Origin of the sequence: Arthrobacter sp. Leaf337, assembly GCF_001423745.1 — a bacterium.
GTDB lineage: Bacteria > Actinomycetota > Actinomycetes > Actinomycetales > Micrococcaceae > Arthrobacter.
On the sequence record NZ_LMPC01000029.1, the window covers coordinates 23008 to 47593 of the forward strand.

27 protein-coding genes and 1 tRNA gene are annotated in these 24586 nt (G+C 64.8%); 7 read left to right on the forward strand and 21 right to left on the reverse strand.

All coding sequences use genetic code 11. The features are described from left to right. Nucleotides 1–96: 96 nt before the first annotated feature. From ASF98_RS19785 to ASF98_RS19835, 11 genes are all read right to left on the reverse strand, one after another. Nucleotides 97–492 carry an FKBP-type peptidyl-prolyl cis-trans isomerase gene (locus tag ASF98_RS19785; RefSeq protein WP_028269209.1) on the reverse strand — a complete coding sequence of 132 codons (396 nt, stop codon included), beginning with the start codon at nt 490–492 and terminating at the stop codon, nt 97–99. Between the two features lie 43 nt (nt 493–535). After that, entirely contained in the window at nt 536–1465 is a 930-nt protein-coding gene (locus ASF98_RS19790; RefSeq protein ID WP_055805705.1) for an FKBP-type peptidyl-prolyl cis-trans isomerase, read from the reverse strand. A gap of 111 nt (nt 1466–1576) precedes the next feature. Beyond that, entirely contained in the window at nt 1577–2941 is a 1365-nt protein-coding gene (pafA, locus tag ASF98_RS19795) for a Pup--protein ligase (protein ID WP_028269211.1), read from the reverse strand. A 1-nt stretch (nt 2942) separates the two neighbouring features. Then, nucleotides 2943–3650, reverse strand: coding sequence for a proteasome subunit alpha (gene prcA / locus ASF98_RS19800; RefSeq protein ID WP_055805706.1), 708 nt, complete (start codon nt 3648–3650; stop codon nt 2943–2945). Nucleotide 3651: 1 nt separating this feature from the next. Next, nucleotides 3652–4473, reverse strand: a complete 822-nt coding sequence (gene prcB / locus ASF98_RS19805) for a proteasome subunit beta (protein WP_055805709.1) — start codon at nt 4471–4473, stop codon at nt 3652–3654. A gap of 87 nt (nt 4474–4560) precedes the next feature. Then, nucleotides 4561–4764 (reverse strand): ubiquitin-like protein Pup, encoded by a 204-nt coding sequence (locus ASF98_RS19810; protein ID WP_028269214.1) that lies wholly within the window; start codon nt 4762–4764, stop codon nt 4561–4563. A gap of 83 nt (nt 4765–4847) precedes the next feature. Then, entirely contained in the window at nt 4848–6467 is a 1620-nt protein-coding gene (gene dop / locus ASF98_RS19815; protein ID WP_055805712.1) for a depupylase/deamidase Dop, read from the reverse strand. A 50-nt stretch (nt 6468–6517) separates the two neighbouring features. Continuing rightward, complete coding sequence (gene arc / locus ASF98_RS19820; protein WP_028269216.1) at nt 6518–8299, reverse strand: proteasome ATPase; 1782 nt, start codon at nt 8297–8299, stop codon at nt 6518–6520. Nucleotides 8300–8381: 82 nt separating this feature from the next. Next, entirely contained in the window at nt 8382–9449 is a 1068-nt protein-coding gene (locus ASF98_RS19825; protein ID WP_055805714.1) for a tRNA (adenine-N1)-methyltransferase, read from the reverse strand. Nucleotides 9450–9552: 103 nt separating this feature from the next. Continuing rightward, on the reverse strand, nt 9553–10764 hold the full coding sequence (locus ASF98_RS19830) for a site-2 protease family protein (RefSeq protein WP_235506095.1): 1212 nt from the start codon (nt 10762–10764) through the stop codon (nt 9553–9555). Beyond that, nucleotides 10733–11482: an HAD family hydrolase gene (locus ASF98_RS19835; RefSeq protein ID WP_055805717.1), complete on the reverse strand. Its 750-nt coding sequence runs from the start codon at nt 11480–11482 to the stop codon at nt 10733–10735. The genes ASF98_RS19830 and ASF98_RS19835 overlap by 32 nt, the downstream gene beginning before the upstream one ends. A gap of 163 nt (nt 11483–11645) precedes the next feature. Here ASF98_RS19835 and ASF98_RS19840 point away from each other — a divergent pair, with 163 nt between their 5' ends. After that, nucleotides 11646–12551 carry a PAC2 family protein gene (locus tag ASF98_RS19840; RefSeq protein WP_028269220.1) on the forward strand — a complete coding sequence of 302 codons (906 nt, stop codon included), beginning with the start codon at nt 11646–11648 and terminating at the stop codon, nt 12549–12551. Between the two features lie 13 nt (nt 12552–12564). On the opposite strand, the gene mshC is transcribed toward ASF98_RS19840, so the two are convergent. Beyond that, nucleotides 12565–13842 (reverse strand): cysteine--1-D-myo-inosityl 2-amino-2-deoxy-alpha-D-glucopyranoside ligase, encoded by a 1278-nt coding sequence (gene mshC / locus ASF98_RS19845; RefSeq protein ID WP_055805720.1) that lies wholly within the window; start codon nt 13840–13842, stop codon nt 12565–12567. Between the two features lie 15 nt (nt 13843–13857). Then, nucleotides 13858–14691 carry an undecaprenyl-diphosphate phosphatase gene (locus tag ASF98_RS19850; protein WP_055805723.1) on the reverse strand — a complete coding sequence of 278 codons (834 nt, stop codon included), beginning with the start codon at nt 14689–14691 and terminating at the stop codon, nt 13858–13860. A gap of 52 nt (nt 14692–14743) precedes the next feature. Between ASF98_RS19850 and ASF98_RS19855 the strand changes: the two genes are divergently transcribed. Continuing rightward, on the forward strand, nt 14744–15679 hold the full coding sequence (locus ASF98_RS19855) for an aldo/keto reductase (protein WP_028269223.1): 936 nt from the start codon (nt 14744–14746) through the stop codon (nt 15677–15679). 42 nt (nt 15680–15721) lie between these two features. On the opposite strand, the gene ASF98_RS19860 is transcribed toward ASF98_RS19855, so the two are convergent. Then, nucleotides 15722–15985: a hypothetical protein gene (locus ASF98_RS19860; RefSeq protein ID WP_055805727.1), complete on the reverse strand. Its 264-nt coding sequence runs from the start codon at nt 15983–15985 to the stop codon at nt 15722–15724. Nucleotides 15986–16024: 39 nt separating this feature from the next. Here ASF98_RS19860 and ASF98_RS19865 point away from each other — a divergent pair, with 39 nt between their 5' ends. Beyond that, the gene (locus tag ASF98_RS19865; RefSeq protein WP_055805730.1) at nt 16025–16258 is read left to right on the forward strand and encodes a DUF5703 family protein; all 234 of its coding nucleotides are present in this window, start codon (nt 16025–16027) and stop codon (nt 16256–16258) included. Between the two features lie 49 nt (nt 16259–16307). Here ASF98_RS19865 and ASF98_RS19870 read toward each other — a convergent pair whose 3' ends face one another. Continuing rightward, complete coding sequence (locus ASF98_RS19870; protein ID WP_055805733.1) at nt 16308–17471, reverse strand: acyl-CoA dehydrogenase family protein; 1164 nt, start codon at nt 17469–17471, stop codon at nt 16308–16310. 46 nt (nt 17472–17517) lie between these two features. Continuing rightward, on the reverse strand, nt 17518–18822 hold the full coding sequence (locus ASF98_RS19875) for a M20/M25/M40 family metallo-hydrolase (RefSeq protein WP_055805735.1): 1305 nt from the start codon (nt 18820–18822) through the stop codon (nt 17518–17520). A 165-nt stretch (nt 18823–18987) separates the two neighbouring features. Between ASF98_RS19875 and ASF98_RS19880 the strand changes: the two genes are divergently transcribed. Beyond that, a tRNA-Leu gene (locus tag ASF98_RS19880) sits at nt 18988–19070 on the forward strand. A 116-nt stretch (nt 19071–19186) separates the two neighbouring features. On the opposite strand, the gene ASF98_RS19885 is transcribed toward ASF98_RS19880, so the two are convergent. The 4 genes from ASF98_RS19885 to ASF98_RS19900 form a co-directional block, all read right to left on the reverse strand. Further along, nucleotides 19187–19816, reverse strand: coding sequence for a hypothetical protein (locus ASF98_RS19885; protein ID WP_200939415.1), 630 nt, complete (start codon nt 19814–19816; stop codon nt 19187–19189). Then, entirely contained in the window at nt 19809–20525 is a 717-nt protein-coding gene (locus ASF98_RS19890; protein ID WP_055805739.1) for a Pr6Pr family membrane protein, read from the reverse strand. The genes ASF98_RS19885 and ASF98_RS19890 overlap by 8 nt, the downstream gene beginning before the upstream one ends. Before the next feature lie 77 nt (nt 20526–20602). Beyond that, nucleotides 20603–21355 carry an HNH endonuclease family protein gene (locus tag ASF98_RS19895; RefSeq protein ID WP_055805741.1) on the reverse strand — a complete coding sequence of 251 codons (753 nt, stop codon included), beginning with the start codon at nt 21353–21355 and terminating at the stop codon, nt 20603–20605. Nucleotides 21356–21480: 125 nt separating this feature from the next. Beyond that, nucleotides 21481–21984 carry a hypothetical protein gene (locus tag ASF98_RS19900; RefSeq protein WP_055805744.1) on the reverse strand — a complete coding sequence of 168 codons (504 nt, stop codon included), beginning with the start codon at nt 21982–21984 and terminating at the stop codon, nt 21481–21483. Nucleotides 21985–22097: 113 nt separating this feature from the next. On the opposite strand from ASF98_RS19900, the gene ASF98_RS19905 reads away from it, so the two are divergent. Together ASF98_RS19905 and ASF98_RS19910 are read left to right on the forward strand one after the other, a co-directional pair. Then, on the forward strand, nt 22098–22571 hold the full coding sequence (locus ASF98_RS19905; protein ID WP_055805749.1) for a hypothetical protein: 474 nt from the start codon (nt 22098–22100) through the stop codon (nt 22569–22571). Then, nucleotides 22568–22759, forward strand: a complete 192-nt coding sequence (locus ASF98_RS19910; RefSeq protein ID WP_055805752.1) for a hypothetical protein — start codon at nt 22568–22570, stop codon at nt 22757–22759. The genes ASF98_RS19905 and ASF98_RS19910 overlap by 4 nt, the downstream gene beginning before the upstream one ends. A gap of 81 nt (nt 22760–22840) precedes the next feature. On the opposite strand, the gene ASF98_RS19915 is transcribed toward ASF98_RS19910, so the two are convergent. Continuing rightward, nucleotides 22841–23023, reverse strand: coding sequence for a hypothetical protein (locus ASF98_RS19915; protein ID WP_028269234.1), 183 nt, complete (start codon nt 23021–23023; stop codon nt 22841–22843). 226 nt (nt 23024–23249) lie between these two features. On the opposite strand from ASF98_RS19915, the gene ASF98_RS19920 reads away from it, so the two are divergent. Beyond that, nucleotides 23250–24551 carry an SAM-dependent methyltransferase gene (locus tag ASF98_RS19920; RefSeq protein ID WP_055806616.1) on the forward strand — a complete coding sequence of 434 codons (1302 nt, stop codon included), beginning with the start codon at nt 23250–23252 and terminating at the stop codon, nt 24549–24551. Nucleotides 24552–24586 lie beyond the last annotated feature (35 nt).

Here is a 24586-nt window from a genome sequence, read left to right on the forward strand (position 1 = left end):
CCTTAACCCCGAAAGCGCGGCAACAAACGGAAATTTCCTTCCGATTGTTACCGCGCTTCCTCAGGCGTGTCCGGCTGGCGCCGGACCGTCGTCCGTTTAGCGGACTCCGACGAGGTCCACCACGAAGATCAGTGCTTCGTTGGGTCCGATCGCTCCGCCGGCGCCGCGGGAACCGTAGGCGAGCTCGGAGGGGATCTCCAGGCGGCGGCGGCCGCCGACCTTCATGCCCAGCAGGCCCTGGTCCCAGCCCTGGATGACCTGGCCAACGCCAACGCGGAAGTCCAGCGGTGCACCGCGGCCCCAAGACGCGTCGAATTCTTCGCCAGTGGACCAGGCGACTCCGACATAGTGGGTGGAGACGGTGTCGCCCGGCTTGGCCTCGGCTCCGTCGCCCTCGATGAGATCGGTGATCACCAGTTCGGTGGGGACATCCCCCTCGGGGAAGTCAATTTCCGGCTTCTGGCGGTCGAAATTGCGTTGTCCAAATGACATGCTTGCTCCTTCTTAGTTTGGGTTGGCTTGGAGGTTGAGTGGCTTATTTGACGCCGAGGATATCGACGACGAACACGAGGTCGCCCTTGGCTTCGCCCTGTCCGGCATCACCGTAAGCAAGGTCCTTCGGAATCACGAGGAGGACCCGGGAGCCTACGTTCTTGCCGGCCAGGCCCTGCGTCCAGCCCTTGATGACGCCGGTCAGCGGGAAGCTGGCCTTTTCGCCGCGGTCAAAGCTGGAATCGAACTTCGTGCCCCCGTTCAGGGTGACACCCACGTAGTTGACGGTCAGGGTATCGGTTTCCTTGACCGCCGGGCCGGTCCCCTTGATGAGATCCTGGGACACCAGCTCAGTGGGTGCCTTCACACCGTCAACAGAGATCTCCGGGATTCCTTTGTCGTTTTCCTTGACGGTCGGGAGTCCGGCAGGCGGCGTGACCGTCTCACCCTCCGGCTTGTCCAGCACCTTAGGGGCGTCCTTGGCGGAGAGCACCTTCACAACAAGCAGCTGCGTGGGGCCGGCCTCGGCGCCTTCCGCGGCGGCCTGGCCCGGCACGGCGAGGGCAAGCTGCGAGCCTATTTTGGCGCCCACAAACGCGTTGTAGATCACGGCGTTGCCGGTCTTGAGGGCGTCGTTCAGCTCAAGCGGCTCGGGGTCCTTGGCGAAGGTGTCCTCAAGGGTGCTGCCGTCCTTGCCGCTGACGGCGAGAATCGAGATGTCGGCGATCTGGTTGGCCTTCAGGCGCTCTCCGTCACCCTCGGTGACCACCTTGACGGTGGGTTCCTTCACGTCCAGAGGCTTGTCGAATTCGACGCCGGGTGCCTTCTTGTCCCCGTTATCCGTAAGCTTCAGGGAGTCGAGCTTGGCGGTCTCGCCAGCAGACTGGCTGGTGGGCTCCGGGGCTGCAGGCGATCCGCCGCAGGCGGTGATAAGCAGCAGTCCGGGAATGAGAATTGCTAGTAGTCGGCGCACGTAAGAACTTTCGTCGGGGCAAGATGGATGCGATGCCGCGAGTGGTGCGCGCGGCAACGCAGTCGGGGCCGGATAAACGGCCCCATCCAGAATAGCCCCTGAAGCTGGGTATCAGCCCATAGAGTCCAGCAGGGCGTCCACGCGTTCGTCCACGTTGCGGAACGGATCCTTGCACAGGATGGTCTGGTGGGCCCGGTCGTTCAGCTTCAGATGCACCCAGTCAACCGTGTAGTCGCGGCCCAGTTCCTGGGCACGGCGGACAAAGTCGCCGCGGAGCTTGGCACGGGTGGTCTGCGGCGGCGCATCGACGGCGTCCTTGACGGCTGTGTCATCCACCACCCGGCGGACGGCTCCCCTGGACTGCAGCAGGTAGTAGAGGCCGCGCGTGCGCGAAATGTCGTGGTAGGTGAGGTCCAGCTGGGCGATCCTCGGAGCGTCCAGCCCGAGTCCGTGCCGGTTACGGTAGCTGTCCATCAGCTTCTTCTTGATGGCCCAGTCGATCTCGGTGTCGATCGTGCTGGTGTCCCCGCTCTCAATGGCAGTGAGCGTCCGTTCCCAAAGGTCCAGGATGAGGGGCACGTGCTGGTTGTGTGCGCCGTTTTCAGCGACGAAGGACGTGACTTTGTTCAGGTACTCGCGCTGGATCTCCAGCGCCGTCAACTGCCGTCCGTTGGCAAGGCGGATGAGCGCCCTGCCACTGAGATCGTGGGAGATCTCACGGATGCTGCGGATCGGATTCTCCATCCGCATGTCCCGCATGATCACGCCAGCCTCGATCATCCGAAGGATCAGGTCCACGGTGCCGACTTTCATCAGGGCCGTGGTTTCGGACATGTTGGAGTCACCCACGATCACGTGCAGGCGGCGGTAGAATTCCGCGTCTGCGTGGGGCTCGTCCCGGGTGTTGATGATGGGCCGCGACCGGGTGGTGGCCGAAGAAACGCCTTCCCAGATGTGGTCCGCGCGCTGTGAAAAGGCGAAGGTGGCGCCGTGCGGGGTCTTCAGGATCTTTCCGGCCCCGGCGATGAGCTGGCGCGTCACCAGGAAGGGAATCAGGATCTCCGCCAGCCTCGAGAATTCCCCGCGGCGGGGTATGAGGTAGTTCTCATGGCTGCCGTAGGAATTGCCTGCGGAGTCAGTGTTGTTCTTGAACAGGTAGACCGTGCCGTTGAAACCTTCGGCGGCAAGTCGTTCCTGTGCCTCGTCCACGAGGTCGTCCAGGATCAATTCGCCTGCGCGGTCATGGGCGATCAACTGCGCCAGGTCATCACATTCGGCGGTTGCATACTCGGGGTGGGACCCCACATCGAGGTACAGCCGGGAACCGTTGGTCAAGAAGACATTGGATGAACGTCCCCAACTGACCACCTTGCGGAAGAGGTAGCGTGCCACCTCCTCAGGTGCGAGCGGACGCGAGTCGGGGCTCGAGTATGAGATCCCGAACTCGGTTTCAATGCCGAAAATTCGCTTGTCCATTTCAGTTCTCCTCAGACAACAGGGCGGCGATTTCGTCGTCGCCGAGGCGCCGGAAAGCCCGCCGGGATCCCCGGGTGCTCTCTGAGGCGCGGTCCAGTACCGCCACTTCCAATGCTGACGCCGGCAATTCGCCGGCCTCCTTGTCCGTGACGAGCCCCTTCATAGCGAGCCTGATGGCACCGGCGAAGTTCAGTTCCCGCTGCCATCCGCCCTCGACGGTCTCGGCGACTTTGTCGGCCTGGCCGCCCATCACGATAAAGCGCTTTTCGTCAGCGATTGACCCGTCGAACGTCAGCCGGTACAGGTGGTCGTCCGCCGCACTGCCCCCGACTTCCGCAACAGCAAGCTCAACTTCGAACGGCTTCTGTTCGGCCGTAAACACGGCGCCGAGGCTTTGCGCATAGACGCTGGCCAGTCCCCTGGCGGTGACGTCTTCCCGGTCATAGGAGTAGCCGCGGACATCCGCGTACCGGACACCCGCCTGGCGCAGGCTCTCGAACTCGTTGTACTTGCCGACGGCGGCGAAAGCGATTTTGTCGTAGATCTCGCCGATTTTGTGCAGCGACGGCGACGGATTCTCCGCGACGAGGGCAATCCCCTCTTCACAGCTGATCACCACGACGGAGCGGCCCCGGGCAATTCCCTTCCGTGCGAAATCCGCACGGTCCTTCATCAGTTGTTCGGGCGAAACATAAAACTGTTGAGTCATATCAGGCCTCCCGCCGTGCGGCAGTTCTGGCCTCGATGATGGCGCCCGCTACGGCAGCCAGATCATGCTCGGGGATGCGCCTGGCGCCTGTCCGGCCCACGGTGTAGACAACCGGCCACAATTGCCGGACGGGGTCCGGCCCGCCAGTTGCCGAGTCGTCATCCGCGGCGTCGTAGAGGGCTTCCACGGCGACAGCGACCGCTTCGTCCTCGGTAAGTCCCGGCCGCCAGAGTTTCTTCAGGGCTCCCCGGGCAAACATGGAACCGGAACCCACGGCATGGTGTTCCTGCTCCTCATATCGTCCGCCGGTGACGTCGTAGGAAAACAGGCGGCCGATGCCCGCCGGCAGGTCGAAGCCGGCGAAGAGCGGCACCACGGCCAGGCCCTGCATGGCCATCGGCAGGTTTCCGCGGATCATTGCGCCGAGCCGGTTGGCCTTGCCCTCGAGGCTCAGCAGCGTTCCTTCGATCTTTTCGTAGTGTTCCAGTTCCACCTGGAACAACCGCGTCAGGTCGATCGCGATGCCTGCGGTGCCCGCAATTCCCAGCACCGAGTACCGGTCGGCCGGGAAGACTTTTTCAATGTGCCTGCTCGCGATGACGTTCCCCATTGTGGCGCGCCGGTCGCCGGCCATGAGGACACCGCCGCCGTACGTCAGCGAGACGATGGTGGTGGCGTGCGGCACCTGCAGCGGCTGTGAACCGGCGGAAGCTGCAGGCAGCGGCTGGTTGAAGGGAAGTAAGCCGGGCCTGTTGCGTTGGAGGTGTTCAGTGAATGATGACGTCGCGTTGGCAGCTACCTGGTTGGCTGTGGTGTCCTGCACTGATGCACTCCTTCAACGTGGTGGGTCAACGTCTCTTCGGCCGTCCGGGCTGCCGTCCCTTCGGTTCAGGCGGTGGCAGCCTGGGCCCTATTGGCCGCCTTTTTGGACGAAGGCCCGGACGAATTCTTCGGCGTTGGATTCGAGTACGCCGTCGATTTCGTCAAGAAGATCGTCCACACCCTGGGTGGCTGCCGATGCCTGGGCGTCCCCGGATGCGGGCGGCGTGGCGGGGGCGTCGTCTTCGAATTCGTCATCGCGTGACTGCGGCTGCTGCTGCTCCTGGCCTGCCATTTCCTTCTCCTTCTATCCGTCCCCGATGAGAGGGGACATCCTGTAAGCCCATATTGCCACGCCTTAAGCCGTGGTGGGGTGCTTTATGCCGGTGGCGGAGGCGGAGTTTGTCCCAGCAATTCGGCCAGGAACGATCCGGCGTCCCTGTGCCTCGCGAACAGGCCTCCGGTGAGGGCTTCCGTGCCCCTCAACGGCTCGCGGGTAGGCACTCGCTGGAGGCGTCCGTGGCCGGGGACATCGAAGATTACCGAGTCCCAGCTGGCGCCGACAACGTCTTTGCTGAAGTTGCTGACGCAGCGCCCCCGGAAATAGGCGCGCGTGTCCGACGGCGGTTCCGTGACCGCACGGGCGATCGTTTCGTCGTCGACGATCCTGTCCATGCGGCCCCGGGCGAGCATCCGGTGGTACAGCCCCTTTTCCGGCCGGACGTCGGCCCACTGCAGGTCCACAAGCCCCAGCCGGGCGTCGTTCCACTCCAGTCCGTCCCGCTGCCGGTATCCGTCCAGCAGGGAAAGCTTGGCCAGCCACTCCACGGACGAGGCAGCGGCGGTTCGGTTGCTGTCGAGATCGGTCAGTGTTGCCGCCCAGCGTTCCAGGAGGGCGTGGGTATGGCCGTCTCCGTCCACGGCATCGCCCACTCCGGTGTCCTGGGCGAGCTTGGCGGCGGCTTCGTAATAGATCCACTGCAGGTCCAGGGCCGTGACCCGTCGTCCATCCAGGAGCCGGAGGGTGGCCGTCAGCGAGGTGTCGTGGCTGACGGTCTGGAGGGCAGCTACCGGCTCGTGGACCTCGATGCGGGGTGCCAGCCCGGCCTCGATCAGGCTGAGCACCATTGCCGTGGTGCCGAACTTCAGGTAGTTGGCCACCTGGCTGAGGTTCGCATCTCCGATGATCACATGCAGCCGGCGGTACTTGTCCGCCGTGGCGTGCGGCTCATCCCGCGTGTTGATGATGGGCCGGCGGATGGTGGTCTCCAGGCCTACCTCCGCCTCGAAGAAGTCGGCCCGCTGGCTGATCTGGTACCCCGGCCGGGAGCTGTCCTGTCCAAGGCCCACGCGGCCGGCGCCGCACATGACCTGACGCGTGATAAAGAACGGCGTCAGCCCGCGGACGATGTCGCCAAAAGGGACCACTCGCGGCATGAGGTAGTTCTCGTGCGAGCCGTAGGACACTGATTTGTTGTCGGTGTTGTTCTTGTAGAGGTTCACCGGCGGCAGCTGCGGATCGGTCGCCATTCTGCGCACCGCGGAGAGTGCAACGACGTCCCCGGCGGCGTCCCAGGCGACCGCATCCGTGGGACTCGTGACCTCAGGGCTGGAATACTCAGGATGCGCGTGGTCGACGTACAAGCGCGCGCCGTTGCCCAGCACCATGTTCATCAGGAGCGAGCCGGTTTCGTCCTCGCCGTCCTGCTCCAGTTCTTGCCGTCCGTAGGCCAGCGCCACCGCTTCGGCGTCAAGGACCGGCGGCTGGTCCGTCAGCTGGCTGGGATCCGCCTGGTTCCGCTCCAGCGTCCAGCCGCGGGCATCGTGCAGCGGCTCCTCATCGGTGTAGTCCCACCGGGTTTCGGCGCCGCCGGCGGCGCGCTGCCGGGTCAGCTGGGCGTAAGCCTGGATCACGCGGGCGGACATCATCGTGGCATTGGCGCCCGGGGCGGATGGGGCATGGATGCCGTATTCCGTCTCCGATCCCATCACCCGCATGGCGCCGCCTACCGGCAGCGGCCCCCCTGGTAGCCCGTCGCGGCGAGGCGTCACAGGTACTGGCCCGTGTTGGGCATTGTCTCGATGGATTTACCGGGCTCCTGTCCTGCCTTGCCCTGGACGATGGTGCGGATGTAGGTGATGCGCTCACCCTTCTTGCCTGAGATGCGTGCCCAGTCATCCGGATTGGTGGTGTTGGGCATGTCCTCATGTTCACGGAATTCGTCGACGACGGCGCGCAGCAGGTGGTCGATGCGGAGGCCCTTTTGCTGCGTGGTCAGAAGGTCCTTGATGGCGTACTTCTTGGCACGGTCCACCACGTTCTGCACAACGGCGCCGGAGTTGAAGTCCTTGAAGTAGAGCATCTCGGTATCCCCGTTGGCGTAGGTCACCTCGAGGTACTCGTTGGACTTCTCGGTGGAGTACATCGCTTCAACGGTGCGCTGGATCATGGCATCGACGGTTTCCTGTACGTCGCCGCCGTGTTCGGCGAGATCGGACTCGTGGAACGGGAGGTCCGTGGTGATGTACTTGTAGAAGATGTCGGCGGCGGCCTCCGCATCCGGACGCTGGATCTTGACCTTGACGTCCAGCCGGCCGGGGCGAAGGATGGCCGGGTCGATCATGTCCTCTCGGTTGGACGCGCCGATGACAATCACGTTGTCCAGGCGTTCAACACCGTCGATCTCGCTCAGGAGCTGGGGCACGATGGTGGTTTCGACGTCGGAAGAAATGCCGGTGCCGCGGGTGCGGAACAGCGAATCCATCTCGTCAAAGAACACGACGACGGGGCTGCCGTCCGATGCCTTCTCCCGTGCTCGAGAGAAGATCAGGCGGATGTGCCGCTCCGTTTCGCCCACGTATTTGTCCAGCAGTTCCGGGCCCTTGATGTTGAGGAAGTAGCTCTTCAGGTCCACGTTGCCGGTCCGCTCGGCTGCCCGTGCGGCCAGCGAATTGGCCACCGCCTTGGCGATGAGCGTCTTGCCGCATCCGGGCGGACCGTAGAGGAGGATTCCCTTGGGAGCCTTCAGTCCGTGTTCGCGGTAGAGGTCCGGGTGCAGGAACGGCAGTTCAACGGCATCCCGGATCTGCTCAATCTGCGGGCCCAGGCCGCCGATGTCCTCGTACGTAATGTCCGGGACCTCTTCGAGCACCAGGTTCTCCACCTCGGAGCGCGGAACCTTCTCAAGGGCATACCCTGTCCGGGAATCGATGGAGAGGGCGTCGCCGACGCGGAGCTTTTCCGACATCAATGCCCCCGACAGGCGGATGACGCGCTCCTCGTCAGCGCGACCCACCACCAGGGCACGGTCCGTGCCCAGCATTTCCTTGAGCGTGACCAGTTCTCCGGCGCGTTCGTAACCGAGTCCGGCCACCACCAGCAGGGCTTCGTTGAGGAGGACTTCCTGCCCCACGGCCAGCTGGTTCATGTTCACCAGAGGGCTCACGCCGACGCGCATTTTGCGGCCGGCGTTGAAGATATCCACCGACTCTTCCGTGGCGGCCTGCCCGCTGTTGCCGGCAGTGGGCTGCCGTTTGGGGTTCAGCTGCAGAATGGTGCCAAAGCTGTAGGGCGGCTGGCCCTCCTGGTCCAGGGCGTTCTTAAGACGCAGGATTTCCGCCTTCGCGGTTTCCAGCATGCCCACCAGTTTTGAATTGTTCTGCGTCGCGGCAGCAAGCTGGCGGTCTATGTGCCGCAGTTTGTCCCGGAGGATGTTCACCTGCCGGTCTGCAACTGAGAGTTCGTTTGCCACATAGCGGGCATTCTCAGGTTCCACAGCCCCTGCGGCTTCGTCCGGTGTCCATGAGGAGTCGTTGTTCGGAGTTTCCATCATGCATCAGCCCCTTCCTGCGCTTCTATTAAGACCATAGCCCCAAGAAGCCGGGTACTGCTGGAGACATCCGAAATACGGACTAGTTCGTGACCTCCGGATCGTCCTTCACATTGGTTCCGGCAATTGCATCGCGGGCAGCGCGGCGGAGTTTCTTGTCCGAGACGAGCCGCTCCCCCACTGCGCCCGGAGTCCAGGCATTGACGTCCTCTTCGTTGAAGTCGGTCTTGGACGGCCGCCGCTTCACCGAGATGCCGGTGACGCCGTCCGCGAGCCTGCGCGTAACCAGCAGGAAGCCGGTGTGGGCGACCATGCGGTGGTCCGGCCGCACAGCCAGGCCTTCCAGGTGCCAGCCGCGGACCATGGATTCCCAGGCATCGGGCTCGGTGAAGCGGCCGTCGGCACGGATGGCCTCCGCCGTCCTGGACAGCTGCGTCACGGTTGCCACGTAGTTGATCCAGACACCGCCGGGGGCAAGGACCGTGGCAACCGCGTCGAGGCATTCCCACGGTGCCAGCATGTCCAGCACCACGCGGTCCACTGAACCGGGAGCTTCGCTGCGGACCACTTCCTCCTGGAAGTCGCCGAGGGAAATCTTCCAGGCGGGGTGCGGGCCGCCGAAGATCGTTTCCACGTTGCCGCGGGCGATGTCCGCGAATTCCTCGCGGCGTTCGAAGGAATGCAGGTAGCCGTTGTCTCCGACGGCGCGCAGCAGCGAAATCGACAACGCGCCTGAACCTACGCCGGCCTCCACCACGCGGGCGCCGGGGAAGATGTCCGCCATGGTGACGATCTGGCCGGCGTCCTTGGGGTACACCACAGCAGCTCCGCGGGGCATGGACAGCACGAAGTCCGAGAGCAGCGGGCGCAGGGTCTGGTACTGCTGGCCCACGTTGTTGGTGACCACTGAACCGTCCACCTTGCCGATGATTTCATCGTGGTTGAGGAAGCCCCGGTGGGTGTGGAATGCTCCCCCGGCCTCCAGGGTGATGGTGTTCATCCGGCCGCGCTCGTCAGTCAGCTGCACACGTTCGCCCTCGCGGAACGGTCCGCGACGCCGGGCAGCGCCCACCGGCGTTGCCCCGGTGGTGCCGGCGGCGTCTGCGGTGTCGACCGGCGTGATGTTGTTGGCGGCAGTTTCGCTGCTCATGGGATATTCCTCGCTTTTGTAAACCTGTGTGGCCGTGCATCAGGATGGCCTGGCACCAGTCGCCGGGCCCGGGGCGCCGTTATTTCACGACCGGCAGGTAACTCTACCGGTTCCGCGCCTTGGCGCGCCCGCCGCGGCGCATTTCCTTGCCTGTAATGGCAGTCACTACGGCGGATTGGCGGAGCAGGCCGGTCACCCTGCCGTGGTGATCGACCACTGCGTACTCCTGTCCTTCGAGCTGGGCGAGGAACTGCACCAATTCCTGGCCCTGGGACCACTCGGGCACGTAGGCGCCTGCTCCGAGGGCGTGCGAGACCGCGGTTGCCGGCGTCACTGCTGCCGACCCCGCAGGAACGGAGGCGACGGCGACATCGGAGACGATTCCCGCGGGCCGTCCGTCCGGTCCGCACAGGACAATGACCGGAGTTCCCTGGGGGGACAGCCGAAGGATGTCGGCCACGGTGGAGGATTCCGGGATTCCGATGGCCGGTTCGGCGAGGGCGGCGGCGTTGACGAGATGCAGCCGGCTGCGGAGCCGTCCGTGCTGGATGGAAGCCGAGGCCCCCATCCAGAGGAAGCTGCCCACCAGTACCGTGATGAGCATCAGCGACACGTCGGGGCGGTCACCGCGCGCCAGCGGAAGCAGGACGAACCAGACAGCGAGGCCAATGACGATGATCCGGCCTGCCCAGCCTGCGGCCACGGTGCCCTTTTCCTGGCTTCCCGTGGCTTTCCAGACGGCGGACTCTACCAAGCGGCCGCCGTCGAGGGGAAGGCCGGGGAGGACGTTGAAGATGCCGATGAGCATGTTCGCCCAGACAAAGATGTTGGACAGGATGCCCGCCACACCGGAGGGGTCCGCGGCGAGGATGAACAGCCAGCCGGCGCCGGCCAGGGCCAAGTTCGCAGCAGGCCCGGCCATGGCCACCAGCACCGAGCGTCCGGGCGTGGCGGTAAAACCCTCGAACTGGGTGTGGCCGCCCCAGAGGTTGAGTACGATCTTCTCCGTGGGCCAGTGGAAGATCTTGGCCGTCAGGGCGTGCGCGAGCTCATGGACCAGGACTGAGATGAGCAGGAGCAGTGCATAGGCGAACGCCACGTAGTAGGCTGCGATGCCCATGTCCGGGTATTGCCCTTCGAGCACAGGTCCGTAAACAATCACCGTGAACGCGGCGATGATGAACCACGAATAAGCCAGGACCACCCGGATCCCTGCGATGCGCCCCAGTGATATGCCTTCCCTGCGGCCGTTGGGTGCCTTCGGGTCCCCGCCGCGCGTAGGTTCAGTCAAGGCCGTGGCTCCGGACTGCTGCATCCTCGAGGCCGATGTCCCCGGCCGGGAAGTCGCCCCGGCGGGCCACCAGCTGCTGCAGGTCGCTCACGGTGCGTCCTTCCAAGGAATGCCAGGTGGCCCGGGCGGGGTCGGCGGGCAGCGGAACGATGTGCGGGATCGCCACGGTGACCACTCCCGAGGCCATGGCAGCGGCAACTCCCGGTGCTGAGTCTTCCAGCGCCACACAGTCGTGGATGGTGAGCGCGGGGTCTTCCTGTTGCAGAAGTTCAACTGCTTTCAGGTAAGCCTCGGGGTGGGGCTTGCCGTGGGTGACGGTGTCCCCGGTGACCAGGAATTCGAAGTAAGGCTTCGGCAGCGCCGCGACCACCTCGCGCGCCAGGGGCCCTTCGGACATCGTCACCAGGGCGCACCGGACACCTTCCTCGTGGAGCTGGTCCAGCAATTCACGGGCTCCCGGCCGCCACGGAACGGACTTGCGGACTTTGCTGACGACCTGGGCTGTCAGTGAGTCGATGATCTCCCGGGCCTCAAGCTTGACTCCGGCTTTCTGGAGAACGCCGGCGGAGAAAACCAGGGACTGTCCCACCAGCTGCATGGCCTGGGCATGGGACCACTGCCCGCCATGGGCTGCGACGAGCGCATGCTCCGCTTCGATCCAGTACGGTTCGGTGTCGACGATGGTGCCATCCATGTCCCATAAAGCGGCTTTGAGAAGGGGCTGGGAGGCTGAGGATCGCATGGCTCCAAGTCTACGGTGCTGACATCCGGAGCAAGCGGGCAGTACGCCCTTGGCGAATATCCTGCGGGACACTGCGGTGTGGCGCGGTACGGATGCGGCCCGCCGAAGATTTGTGGCGCTTCATTCCATGCACCCGGCGGGGTCTTGGACGTAGGGTGAAGAAATGAATAGCTTCGACGGAGACACCAGCGAACCGGGTGCCACGCCCGAGCCGGAACGGCTGCTGCAGCCCGTGCCAGAAGGCCAGCGCATCACTGTAATGCTCGCCGCCTTCGAGGGGTGGAACGATGCCGGTGAAGCAGCGAGCGACGCCCTGCGCTACCTGAACAAACTGTGGGGCGGCAAGAAGGTGGCCTCGATTGACGCCGACGAATATTACGACTTCCAGTTCACTAGGCCCACCATCCGCCGTACCTCATCCGGGGAACGCAAAATCAAATGGCCGTCCACGCGGATCTACAAGGCCAGTGCCCCGGACGCGAATGTCGATGTGATCTTTGTCCAGGGCACGGAGCCGTCCTACAAGTGGCGGGCCTACACGGCTGAGCTGCTGGTCCATGCCGAGGCGCTGCACGTGGACTACGTCATTCTGGTGGGCGCCCTGCTCGCCGACGTGCCCCACAGCCGTCCGATCCCGGTAAGCACGTCCACGGACGACAGCGCGCTGCGGGAACGGATGAACCTGGAGGCGTCTCAGTACGAGGGACCGGTGGGTATTGTCGGCGTGCTCTCGGAAGTGGCGCTGCTTGCGGGGCTGCCGACCGTGTCCCTCTGGGCGGCGGTACCGCACTACGTCGCCCAGGCCCCCTCGCCCAAGGCGCAGCTCGCCCTCCTTCACCGGATTGAGGAATTGCTCCAGGTGCCGCTCGATACGCACGAACTTGCGGAAGAGGCGGATGCCTGGGAGCGCGGGGTGGATGAGCTCGCCACGGAAGACCCGGAGATTGCTGCTTACGTGCGGCAACTGGAAGAGGCCAAGGACACCGCGGACCTTCCCGAAGCAAGCGGGGAGTCGATTGCCCGCGAATTCGAGCGGTACCTCAAGCGCCGCGGCAAGGACAAACAGTAGGGCCTGGCGAGGTCTAGAGTTCGACGCCGAGCAGTGCGTTAACGGCGTCACTGACCAGCGCCTGGTCCATCGGCGAGCCGGCAGCCGACCGCTTCCGCGCGTCGGCGGCCCAGCGGTCCACGGCCGAGAGTGCGCCGGGGGCATTGAGGTCGTCCGCGAGCTGGGCCCGCATTTCGGCGATAAGGGCCGCGGCTGATCCTTGCGGGGCCATTGTCAGGGCGCTGCGCCACTCCTCCAGCCTGGCCTTTGCTTCGGCGAAGCCGGCGTCCGTCCACGACCAGTCAGCGCGGTAGTGGTGGGCGAGGATTGCGAGGCGGATGGCCGCGGGTTCCTCGCCGGCAGCCCGGAGTTTGGATACCAGCACCAGGTTTCCCTTGGACTTGCTCATCTTTTCGCCGTCGAGTCCCACCATTCCGGCGTGGGCGAAGTGCTGTGCCAAGGGAACCCCGGCCAGCGAATAGGCGTGGCCTGCGCCCATCTCGTGGTGCGGGAAGATCAGGTCTGATCCGCCACCCTGCACGGTGAACGGTGCAGGAAGGTATTTCTGCGCGATGACCGTGCACTCAATGTGCCAGCCGGGCCGGCCCTCCCCCAGTTCGCCGCCGGGCCAGCTGGGTTCCCCGGCACGGGCCACCCGCCAAAGCAGCGGGTCAAGGGCCTGCCGCTTGCCTCCGCGGCCGGGGTCGCCGCCACGTTCGGCGAAGAGTTCAAGCATCTCGGTTTCGGAGAGCCCGGACACCGATCCCAGTGTCCAGGCCCCGGCGTCTGCTGACTGCTTGCTGGCGGCCTCGACGTCGTAATAGACGTCGCCGTCCGGCTCACCGGCAGTGCCGGCGACGCGGTAGGCCAGGCCCAGGTGCAGGAGGCGCTCGATCGCGGGAACGATTTCCGGGATGGCTTCGACCGCCCCCACGTAGTGGTCCGGCGCCAAAACGTTCAGGGCCGCCATGTCGGTCTGGAAGAGGTCGATCTGGCTCGCGGCAAGGTCGCGCCAGTCCACGCCCGTGGCCGTTGCCCGCTCGAGCAGGGGGTCGTCGACGTCGGTCACGTTCTGGACATAGGCGACGCGCTGGCCGCCGTCCCGCCACGCACGGTTCAGCAGGTCGAAGGCGACATAGCTGGCCGCGTGCCCCATGTGGGTGGCGTCATACGGGGTGATTCCGCAGACATAAAGTGATTGCTCACCGGTCGCCGCCAGGGTGCTGTAGGCCCCCTCGGCGGTGTCGAAAATCCGAACAGCGGGCATTCGGCCCGGTAGCTGAGGGACAGGGCGGGAGATCCAGGATTTCACAGACCAAGCCTAGTGCTAGGCGCTGATGACATTGAAACCGAGCAGTAAGTACAGCGCCAGCCCCAGGAAGATGCGGTACCAGACGAAGAGCCGGTAGCTGCGGGTGGAGACGAACTTCAGGAACCAGCCGATGATCACGTAGCCAACAACGAGGGCTATCACGGTGGCCAAGGCTGTTTCCGGCAGGCCGAAGGGGCCCGTGATCCCTTCCTTGGATACGACCTTGTACAGCTGGTAGAGTCCGCTACCGAACACTGCCGGAATGGCGAGGAGGAACGAATACCGGGCCGCCGCTTCGCGGGTGTATCCCATCAGCAGGCCGGCCGTAATGGTTCCGCCGGAGCGCGACACGCCGGGGATAAGCGCCATCGCCTGCGCGAACCCGTAGAGGATGCCGTGCTTGTACGTCAGGTTCGTCAGGTCGCGCTCCTGGCGGCCTACAGCATCCGCCACGGCGAGGATGAGGCCGAAGACGATGAGCATGGTGGCCACGATCCAGAGGCTGCGGAGGACGGACTCAATCTGGTCCTGGAAGATCAGGCCGAGGACGATGATGGGAAGGCTGCCCAGGATGACCAGCCAGCCCATGCGGGCATCCGGGTCGTCGGACGGCACGCGCCGCGTCAGGGAGCCGAACCAGGCCTTGACGATCCGGACGATGTCGCGCCAGAAGTAGATGATCACCGCAGTCTCGGTTCCGAGCTGCGTGATGGCCGTAAACGCTGCTCCCGGGTCCGCCGCATTGGGAAGGAACGAACCGACGATGCGCAGGTGGGCGCTTGAGGAAATCGGGAGGAATTCGGTCAGCCCTTGGACAAGACCCAGCAGGGCCGCTTCAAACCAGTTCACGTTTATAGACCCTACGTCATGGACCCGGGTGAATCCCCGTAAGCTAACTGCTATGCAGCAGCGTTATGTCGGCAACAGTGGGTTGCGCGTGTCCTCACTCTCCCTTGGAACCATGTCGTGGGCACGGGAGACGGATGAGCAGGACGCCTCCGAACTGCTGCGTTCGTTCGTTGACGCCGGCGGAACCCTGATCGACACTGCCGCGTCCTACGCCGACGGCCAGGCGGAGGCCCTCCTGGGGTCCATGCTTGGCGACGTCGTGTCCCGGTCGGAGGTGGTGATTTCCACCAAGGCGGGAATTTCGACGTCGGACGGCCGGCGGAGCGTCGATACCTCCCGTAACGGGATGTTGTCCGGGCTCGATGCCAGCCTCGCCCGGCTCGGCACCGACTATGTCGACATCTGGTTTGCGCAGGCGTGGGATGCCAACGTCCCCCTCGAGGAGACGCTGTCGGCCCTGGAATTTGCCGTGCGCACAGGCCGCGCCCGGTATGCCGGTGTGTCGAACTTCACAGGGTGGCAGACGGCCAAGGCCGCGGCGGTGGCCGGCTTCCCGCTGGTGGCAAGCCAGTCGGAGTACTCGTTGCTCCAACGCAAGCCTGAATCCGAGCTCATTCCGGCCATCGAGGACGCCGGCCTGGGCTTGTTTGCCTGGGCACCCCTGGGCCGCGGAGTGCTGAGCGGCAAGTACCGCGGGCACATTCCTGCGGATTCGCGGGCGTCGCAGAAGAGGCTGGCCAGCTACGTGGAGCCGTATCTGGGGCAGCCTGCGTCCAGGATTGTGGAGGCCGTGGCGATGGCCGCGCGGGGACTCGGCCGGTCACCGGTCGATGTTGCCCTGAGCTGGCTGCTGTCGCAGCACGGCGTGGCCACCGCAATCGTGGGGGCCAGGTCCCCCGTGCAGCTCAAGGAGATCCTGGACGCGCAACTGACTCACGTTCCTGCGGAAATCGCCCGGGCGCTGGAAGACGTTTCCGCGCCGGAGTAGGCAGTCCGACTAGTGAGCATTGGGGCGGGCCGGCGCCCGTAGTCAGTCCTGGACGATTTCGAGGTCCTCGTCGTCCTCGGCATCCTGCTCGTCGTCGTCATCCACATCGTCGATAACCTCCAGCGGAGTCACTTCGCCGTAGGCCTCGTAGAGTGAATCGTCATAGACTTCGAAGGCATCAGCAACGGCAAAGAACGCCGCTTCGACCGTTGGGTCTCCTTCACCCCGCCGGGCGGAGGCTGCGATCAGGTGTTCTTCAAGGGCTGTGGTCAGGGACTGAAGCGCGACACGCGGATCGATGCTCATGACTTCACGTTAGTCGGAAATGGACGAAAATGGAGAGCAATGAAAGAACATTTTCTGAGCAGTTCAGTCCAGCGGGAGCGGGACTACGCGAGGCAGTACGAGTACCTCGTACTGACGGTCAGCCCTGACGATTCGCTGCCGGAAGCCCGGCGGCGCCTGGTTGAACACTCCGAGTACGGCAAATGGGAACTGGAGCGCAGCGTCCTCTATCTGGGCGGCGGACGGCGCTTCTGGCTCCGCCGGAAAGTCATTCAGGTCCAGCGGACGGTGTAGCGCCCGGCCCCCCGATTAGTAGTGCCGGCGCAATTCAGCACGGCCGGTGCTATGGCGTCTCCAATGGCCCCAGCCAGGCATTGGCCACGGTGTTGTGCGCCGACTCGTCGTCCGAGGGGTGGAACATCCCGGCGAGCACGTCGCGGTAGAGCCGTTCGAGTTCAGTCCCCCGGAAGTAGCTGGAGCCTCCGGAGACCCGGATTGCCAGGTCCACCACCGTGCGCGCAGTTTCCGTAGCCTGGACCTTGAGGCCAACGAGCTTGGGAAACCACTGGCCGCCGTGATCCGCCAGGCCATCAACGTCGCGGGAGAGTTCGGCCAGCCGGGGATATAGGGCGTCCATCGCCATGGCGGCCTCCGCCACCTTCCAGCGGATGTCAGGATCCTGGGCGTAACTCCGCCCGTCATTCTTGAAGGACGTCCGGCGTTTGACGGCGTCGACGCCCAGCTCCAGTGCACGTTCTCCCAGGCCGGTGTAGACCGCGGCCAGCAGGGTCTCGAAGCAGGCGAAGATCGCGAAAATCAGCGGGTCCGCGTTCGGTCCCACCGGAAGTTTCCGGAAGATCCGGTCCGCGGGCACCACAGCGCCGTCCAGCACCGTGGTGTTCGACTGGCTGGCCCTCATACCCAAGGTGTCCCAGTCGTCAAGGATTTCGTAGCCGGCGGTGTCCCTGGAGATGAATCCGTGGACGAGTTCGCCTTCGCCTGCCCGGGCCGAATTGTCCTTGCCGAAGATCCCGAGCCTGGTCCACGCCGGAGAGAGGCTGGTGAAGATCTTCCGCCCGGTGAAGCTGTAACTGCCGTCGGCATGCGGGGTGGCCACAGTCCGTGAATCGAACAGCACCGAGTCGTTGCCTGCCTCCGAATTCCCGAAAGCGAAGATCTCCCCCTGCGCGGCCTCCTGGAGGACAAAGTCCAGAGACGAATCACCGCGGGCTGCCAGCACATGGGCGACGCCGGTCCACACCAGATGCATGTTGACCGCCAGCGCGGTGGCGGGGGCCGCCGTCGCCAGCTTCCGTTGCAGCTGCGCTGCCGCCGCAAGCCCAAGGCCCAGACCGCCGTCGGAAGCTGGCACAAAAATCTTGAGGTATCCCGCTGCGGTGAGTTCCTCCAGATCCTCTGTGAAGAACGAGTTCTCCCGATCGTAGTGTGCGGCACGGCCCCGGATGCGTTCCAGCAGGGGCTCGGTGAGGATCTGGTCCGGTGTCATGGCCTGGCTTAGGTCAGCTTTCTGTGGTTTGGGAACAGGGCATGGTTCAGTAGGTGGTCAGCAGCCTGTCCAGCACCCTGGCGCCGAATTTGAGTGAGTCTGCGGGGACCCGTTCGTCCACGCCGTGGAACATGCCGGTGAAATCGAGCTCGTCCGGGAGCTGGAGCGGAGCAAAGCCGTACCCGGTGATACCCAGCCTGCTCAGGGACTTGTTGTCAGTACCACCGGACAGCGTATAGGGAAGGACCTTGGCGCCGGGATCCTCGGCGTGCAGGGCGTCAATCATGGAGTCCACGAGGTTGCCGGCAAACGGCACCTCAAGGGACACGTCGTTGTGGACGTATGACACCTCTACACCTTTGCCTGCCAGTTCCCTGACGATCTCAAGCACCTGCTGTTCCTGCCCCGGAAGCGTCCGGCAATCCACCAGGGCCTCGGCCGACTCGGGAATGACGTTGTGCTTGTACCCGCCTTTGAGGAGCGTCGGGTTGGTGGTGTTCTGCAGCGTGGCGCCCACGAAGCGCGCCACGGTTCCGAGCTCCTTGAGAAGCTTCTCCGGATCGTCCGGATCGAATTCCACGCCCGTGAGTTCCGTCACGCCGTCGAGGAACTGCCGGGTGGTCGGCGTCAGCTCTACCGGCCACTTGTACTCGCCGATGCGGGACACGGCACTGGCGAGGCGTGTCACGGCGTTATCGGTGTTGATCTGCGAACCGTGGCCCGCCCGGCCGTGGGCCACCAGCCGCAGCCAGGAGAGCCCCTTTTCCGCGGTTTGCAGGAGGTACGTGCGTTGGCCGCCAATGGTGGCGGAGAAGCCTCCGACTTCAGAGATCGCCTCGGTGGCGCCGTCGAAGAGTTCGGGACGCTTCTCGACGGCGTAGCGGGCGCCGTAGGTACCGCCCGCCTCCTCGTCGGCGAAGAACGCGAAGATCAGGTCCCGCTTTGGCTTGCGCCCGGTCCGGGCAAAGTTCCGCATGACGGAGAGGATCATGGCGTCCATGTCCTTCATGTCCACGGCTCCGCGGCCCCAGATCAGGCCGTCCTTGAGCTCGGCTCCGAAGGGATCCACTGACCACTGTTCCCGCAGTGCAGGTACAACGTCCAAGTGCCCGTGAACCACCAGGGCGCTGGCCGAGGGGTCCTCGCCCGCAATCCGCGTGACAACGTTCGCGCGGCAGGGCGCCGATTCGAAAATCTCCGCGTCCAGCCCCACTTCGGTGATGAGGCCCGCGGTGTATTCCGCGGCCGCACGCTCCCCCGGTCCTGTTCCGTCGCCGTAGTTCGAAGTGTCGATCCGGATCAGTTCCTGGCAGATCCTGACAACTTCATCCTCGGGGCGTACTTCAGTCATGTTTCACTCCTCGTGGGGGCGGCCTGATTGCTGGTTTCAGCCTACCTACAAGCCTCCTCCAACCCTCGATTATTTGTTTCCGGAAAAGTCGTGCTAGAGTCTTTCTCGCTGCTTCGGAGAAATCCAAAACGCTGAAAGGCGGAAACGATCTCCGAATTACCACCTGCGCGGGTGGCGGAATGGCAGACGCGCTAGCTTGAGGTGCTAGTCCTCGAAAGGGGGTGGGGGTTCAAGTCCCCCTCCGCGCACAAGGGAAAACCCCCGGAATCCAAGGATTCCGGGGGTTTTTTTGGGTGATGTCGCGCGCATGATGGCATGACGATAGCTCCTGAAACATGCCGGCATCGTGATGACCCGCCCGCGGCTAACCCGCCGGCGGAGCGGCGGGGACGCTGAGTGCAGCGCCGTTGCCCCAGCCGGCGTCCACTGCAGCCTGCGAGAGCGCGCGGGCCATCGCGTCACCGTCCGGGACGTCGGAACCGGCCATGGGCGGTGATGCCACGTAGGGCATCTCGAGGGTCTCGTTGCCACGGACTGCTGTGAGGACGACATTCGCGGAAGCGCCGCCGGCCTCACCCCGGAAGTATCCCGTCCACTGCAGGCATGCGAAGTCGCCGATGCCGGTGACGGGTGAGCAATCGGGCGTCGACTTGGCTTTGGAGATGTCGGCGGCCGACGCGGGAGACGTGAGTGCCACCGACAGGGCCGTCAGACCTCCCTCTTTTGACTTGCTCGAATAGGTGCACAGGTACGCCTTGCTGCCTGGCGGCCTGGCGGGGCTGTTCTGGCCCGCGGGCATGAGCCCGGGTTCGACCTTCGCCGAAATCTCCGGGGTGATGAGATTGCAGGCCGGGATGCCCGTGCCGGAGGTGGGGCCAGGCGACGAGGCCTGCCCGCTTTGGCCCGCAGGCTGGGAGCACGCGGCGAGGAACAGCGCGGGCACGGCCACGAGCATGACCCCGAGTCGGGTTGGCCAGGAGTGGTGACTAGGCATGGGGTTCATTTCCGGCCTCGCGGGCGAGGCCTACCCGGGCGTTGCCGGCCAGATGCACGAGCACCCCGGCTATGAGGAACGCTGCGAGCACCTGGGCGCTCGTGGCGATCACTGCCGGCCAGCCGCCGTCGAGCCTCGGGTCCAGGAAGTCGTAGGGATACCAGCCGGCGAGGGCGCCGCGCACCCACGAGAAGATCAGGAATGCGACCGGGTAGCAGAGCCACAGGAGGGGCCGCTGCCACGGACCACGGACGGTGCGGGTGACGACGAGCCAATCGAGCGCCGCGACAACCGGTGCGACGCGGTGGGTGATCATCCACGGCCAGTACATGTCCAGCGTCCACCACGGCTCGTCGGGCGGTGCCACGAGCACCACGTAGATCATGCCCGTCATCACCAGGTAGAACGCGAGAGCCCCGATGAGGTGATCCCACCACGGCGGTAGCCTCACCCGCGGGCGTGCGGCCGACACAAGCAGCACGAGCCCAAGGACGAGGTTCGACTGGAACGTGAACTGGGAGATGAGCTGGGGAATGTCGACGGAGTTGCCCGGCTGCGTCGCGTCGAAGAGCTCCTGGGCGAGGGCGGCGAGCATGGCCAGTCCGGCCCCGCCACGCACCAAGCGGATCCAGGGACGGTCCGGATGCAGGGCCCGGTTGGTGCCCACGTTGCGTTCGACCGGGGGAACCAGTGTCAGCACCACACTCATTGCACCAGTGTGATGCTGTGGAGGGACGATCCCCAGAGTCAAAAGTACCGGTGATGGAACGGGACCATCGCCCGGGATCACGCGCAGTCGGTCAGGACGCCCTGGATCGCGTCGTGCTCGGGCGGGGTGACCCAAAGCTTGTACTTTGCCTTCACCGCGGTGATCCGGGCCGTATATTCGCATCTGAAGGCCTTGTTCGGCGGAAGCCAGGTGGCGGCATCCTTGTCGGACTTGGCCATGTTGGAAGGACCGTCGGCGGCCATGAGGTTCAGGGGATCGTTGGCGAACTCCTGGCGCTGGTCGTCGCTGATCTGCTGTGCCCCGGTCTGCCAGGCCAGGGACAGCGGAACGATGTGGTCTATCTGGACAGCCGAGCTGGTGTCCGCGCCGCGGACAAACCGGATTGTCTTGCCGGTGTATCTGTCAGCCAGGGTTCCGGTGGCAACTACGCAGTCGTGAGTGCCGGGTTTGAACGTCTCTCCGGTCAGGTCCCGGGCCAGGATGTCGTTGCGTGTGTCGCAGCCGTTGTGGTCGGTGTCAGCCCAGGCGGGACCGAACCGGTCGCGGCTGTAGCCGGTCTTCGGAGCGCGCCCCTTCACCGGGATGGAAGCGAGCCGGGCGATGGCGGCAGTAATCTCATCGGGGTCCGTGGCCGGCTGTGCGGCCGAATTTTTCCCGTCAACAGAAGGTGCGGCGCTGCGGAGGGCTTCCGCGATCGCGGTTCCGGCGGACTCCGCGGCGCCGCAGCCGGCCAGGCCTCCCAGTAGTACAACGGCTGTCACAAGGGTCAGTGCTTTGGAACTGCGGCGTGGAATCGTCTTGTCCTTCATTGATACGGAGTCCAGCTCAGGCTATCGCCGCAGCGGACACTGACCTGGCAGGCGTGGGGGTGCCGCCCGTCACAGCAGGCCAGTCGGGCTTAGTGCCGCCGTCCGCAACAAGCCCAGGGCGGGGCCTAGGGCGTGCCGTATGCCGAGCGGGAGCCGTAGAGGTACGCGAGATCGTTGAGCGTCTGCAGGGTCAGGTCCCGCGCCTGTGTAACTGATCCTTCGCCGGCAAGCGTCTTCAGGTACTCAAGCTCAAGGCGGCCGCGGACGCCGTCGGCCGTTGAGTGAATGTCTGTGACCGCGAGGAGCGCAAAGGCGACATGCCGCCGCTCCATCCGCAGGCCGGCTCGCAACGCGAGCCTGAACAGTCCGTCAAGCTCCAGGCCGGCGGGGGCTTTGGCCTTACCCACGTAGATTTCGGCCGCGAGGCCGGACTCTGCAGCCGTCCATCGGAATCCGACGGGCACGCTGCGACCTTTCCTGGACAGATACGTGGCGGACACGGCCAGCTGCTGCCCGTTGTCCAGGCCTTCATTGGTCAATGCAATGTCGCTCAGCTTCTCCTGCCGGCAGGCGGCTATGAACTCCTGCACGGCCTTGTCCCACAGCCGGTCCGTAACTCCGTTCTCCATGTCATGCACCCCCAAATAAACGGTACCGGCCAATGGCGCGACGGGTCAGGAGACTCGCTGCTGCAGCTTCCAAAATGCCGGCCCGGCAGGCGTCCAAGGCCTAGGCTGGACATGTGACGTTGTCCCCTGCCCCCCTTGAAGCTGCGCTTTCGGCCCCTGCCGAGTGGTGGCAGATCGTTGCCGCACTGGGGCCGCTGGCGGTCCTGGCCGGTGCCGTCCTTGCCGCTTTCATCGGCTGGCGGACCCTGCGGCAAAAAGCTCTGGCGGACGCGCAGGCACTCAGGCAAAGGACACGGGCCGACGACCGGGCCGAGTGGTGGAAACGCACGCAGTGGGCACTGGATAAGGCCCTCGACGGCGACGAGGATGCCAAGGCCCTTGGCCTGGCATCGCTTGCGGTACTCGCACGGAGCGACCTCGCCCGGGAAGAAGAGCTTGAGCTGCTGGATATTGCGTGGCAATCGGTGACCGAGGCCAACGGCGGCGACGGCACGTGGGACGAGGACGTCGACGCCGTGGACTCCGCGGAACCAATCGGCGACAATGGAACAACGAGCACGGACCGAACGGAGGAGGGAAGGCCATGAGCACCAGCACACCGGAACAAAAGAAATCCCGGACACCCCGTCACGTCTCCGCGTCCCGCGATAAGCAACTGACCCCTTCGGAGCACAGGGTCCAGGTGGCCGCAGCAAGGCTGCGGGTTGCACTCGACGAACGTTTGGGCCGGTCCACCCCGGCTGAGACCAAGGCGCTCTCCAAGGAAGACCTTTAGGCTGGAGCCCCACGAAGCCAGTGCCCACAGAAAAGGCCCCGCAAAGCGGGGCCTTTTTCTTGTTTCTTTGTCCAGGTTCCGTTAGACCTTCTCGGGGGTGCGGTCCACCACCGGCTCTGAACCTGTGAACTTCCGTTCCCGGCGCGGGAAGGCCCAGAACTTGAAGTCCTTCGCCTCGACGCGTGGCTCGGGCTGCTTCTCAGGTTCCCTCGAGTCCTCTTTCCGAATGTCCCTCCGGAAGTCCTTGTTATACGGATAGCACATCCCTGACCTCCTCATAGTGAATGCCCTTTAATCCTCCTCCCAATTTGCGCGCGGGTCGACAGTTTTTGGACCGAAGGTCAGGGGGTGTCGTTAGGCCCAAGACACCGGCGGGAGTTGCACCATAGATTGAACAACCACAGGTGCGTGGGGACCGGCAGGGAGCTCACGCCACCATGGATGAGGAACGGGCAGGCAGCAGTTTCAGTTTGGATGAGAGGCAATGCACATGGCGAAGACAACGGGTGTGGCATCACGGCTGGCCGAAGCACTGGCCGTAGTCCTCGGCACTGAAGGGATCCCGCTGAGGCTGCGCGCCTGGGACGGTTCGGAGGCAGGTCCGGAGGACGCCCCGGTCCTCGAGTTCCGCTCCAAGCGGGCCCTGCGACGTATCATTTGGTCGCCCGGGCAACTGGGCCTCAGCCGGGCTTACGTAGCCGGGGACATCGACGCGCCGGGGGACGTTTTCGCCAGCTTCGCGGCGCTGAGCTCGGCCGGTAAGTTCGCCGAGCCCGGGCCGTTTCCGCCGCTGACGGCAAAGGAAGCGTGGACACTCGCCAAGACCGCAGTCAGGGTCGGCGCGATTGGTCCGAATCCTGCTCCGCCACCGGAGGAATCCAAGATCCACCGGCACGGCCGGCGCCACTCCAAGAGCCGCGACGCCGCAGCGATCTCGCATCACTACGATGTGGGCAACGACTTCTATGCCCTCGTCCTGGGTCCCTCAATGGTCTACTCCTGCGCTGTCTGGAACGACCAAACGGACGAATCTGGGGGCCCGAACAGCCTGGAAGCGGCCCAGGAAGCCAAAATCGACCTGGTCTGCCGGAAGCTGGGACTGCGGCCCGGCATGCGCGTATTGGACGTCGGCTGCGGCTGGGGCAGTTTCGCCCTCCACGCAGCCCAGCGTTTCGGCGTCGATGTCGTAGGGGTGACCCTTTCGAACGAACAGGCGGGGCTTGCCCGCAAACGTGTGGCGGACGCCGGCCTGACAGACCGCGTGGACATCCGGGTCCAGGATTACCGTGACGTGGACGATGGCCCGTTTGATGCGATCAGCTCCATCGGCATGTCCGAGCACGTGGGCCGCGAACAGATTTCCCGCTACGTATCCCAGCTCCACGGACTGCTGCGTCCCGGCGGTCGGCTCCTAAACCACGCCATCTCCTGGAATGCGGGTCCGACGAGCCCGGACCCGGACTCGTTTATACCCCGCTACGTCTTCCCCGACGGCGAAATGCTCAGCCTCGCGGACATGATCGGTGCGCTGGAGTCCGGCGGACTCGAAGTGCTCGACGTCGAAGCGCTTCGCCGGCACTATGCCCTGACCCTCCGGGCCTGGGTGCGAAACCTGGAGCGGCACTGGGATGAGGCCGTCAGCACCGCCAGCCCCGGGCGGGCACGGATCTGGAGGCTCTACATGGCCGCCAGCGCGCTGGGTTTCGAGGACGGCCTGACCGGAGTGAACCAGGTGCTCGTGCAACGCCCTGGCGGAACCGAACCGCCGCTACGGCGGCATGCATGGATCTGACGGAGCGGAATTCAGCCAAGAAACGGGCCGGAAGA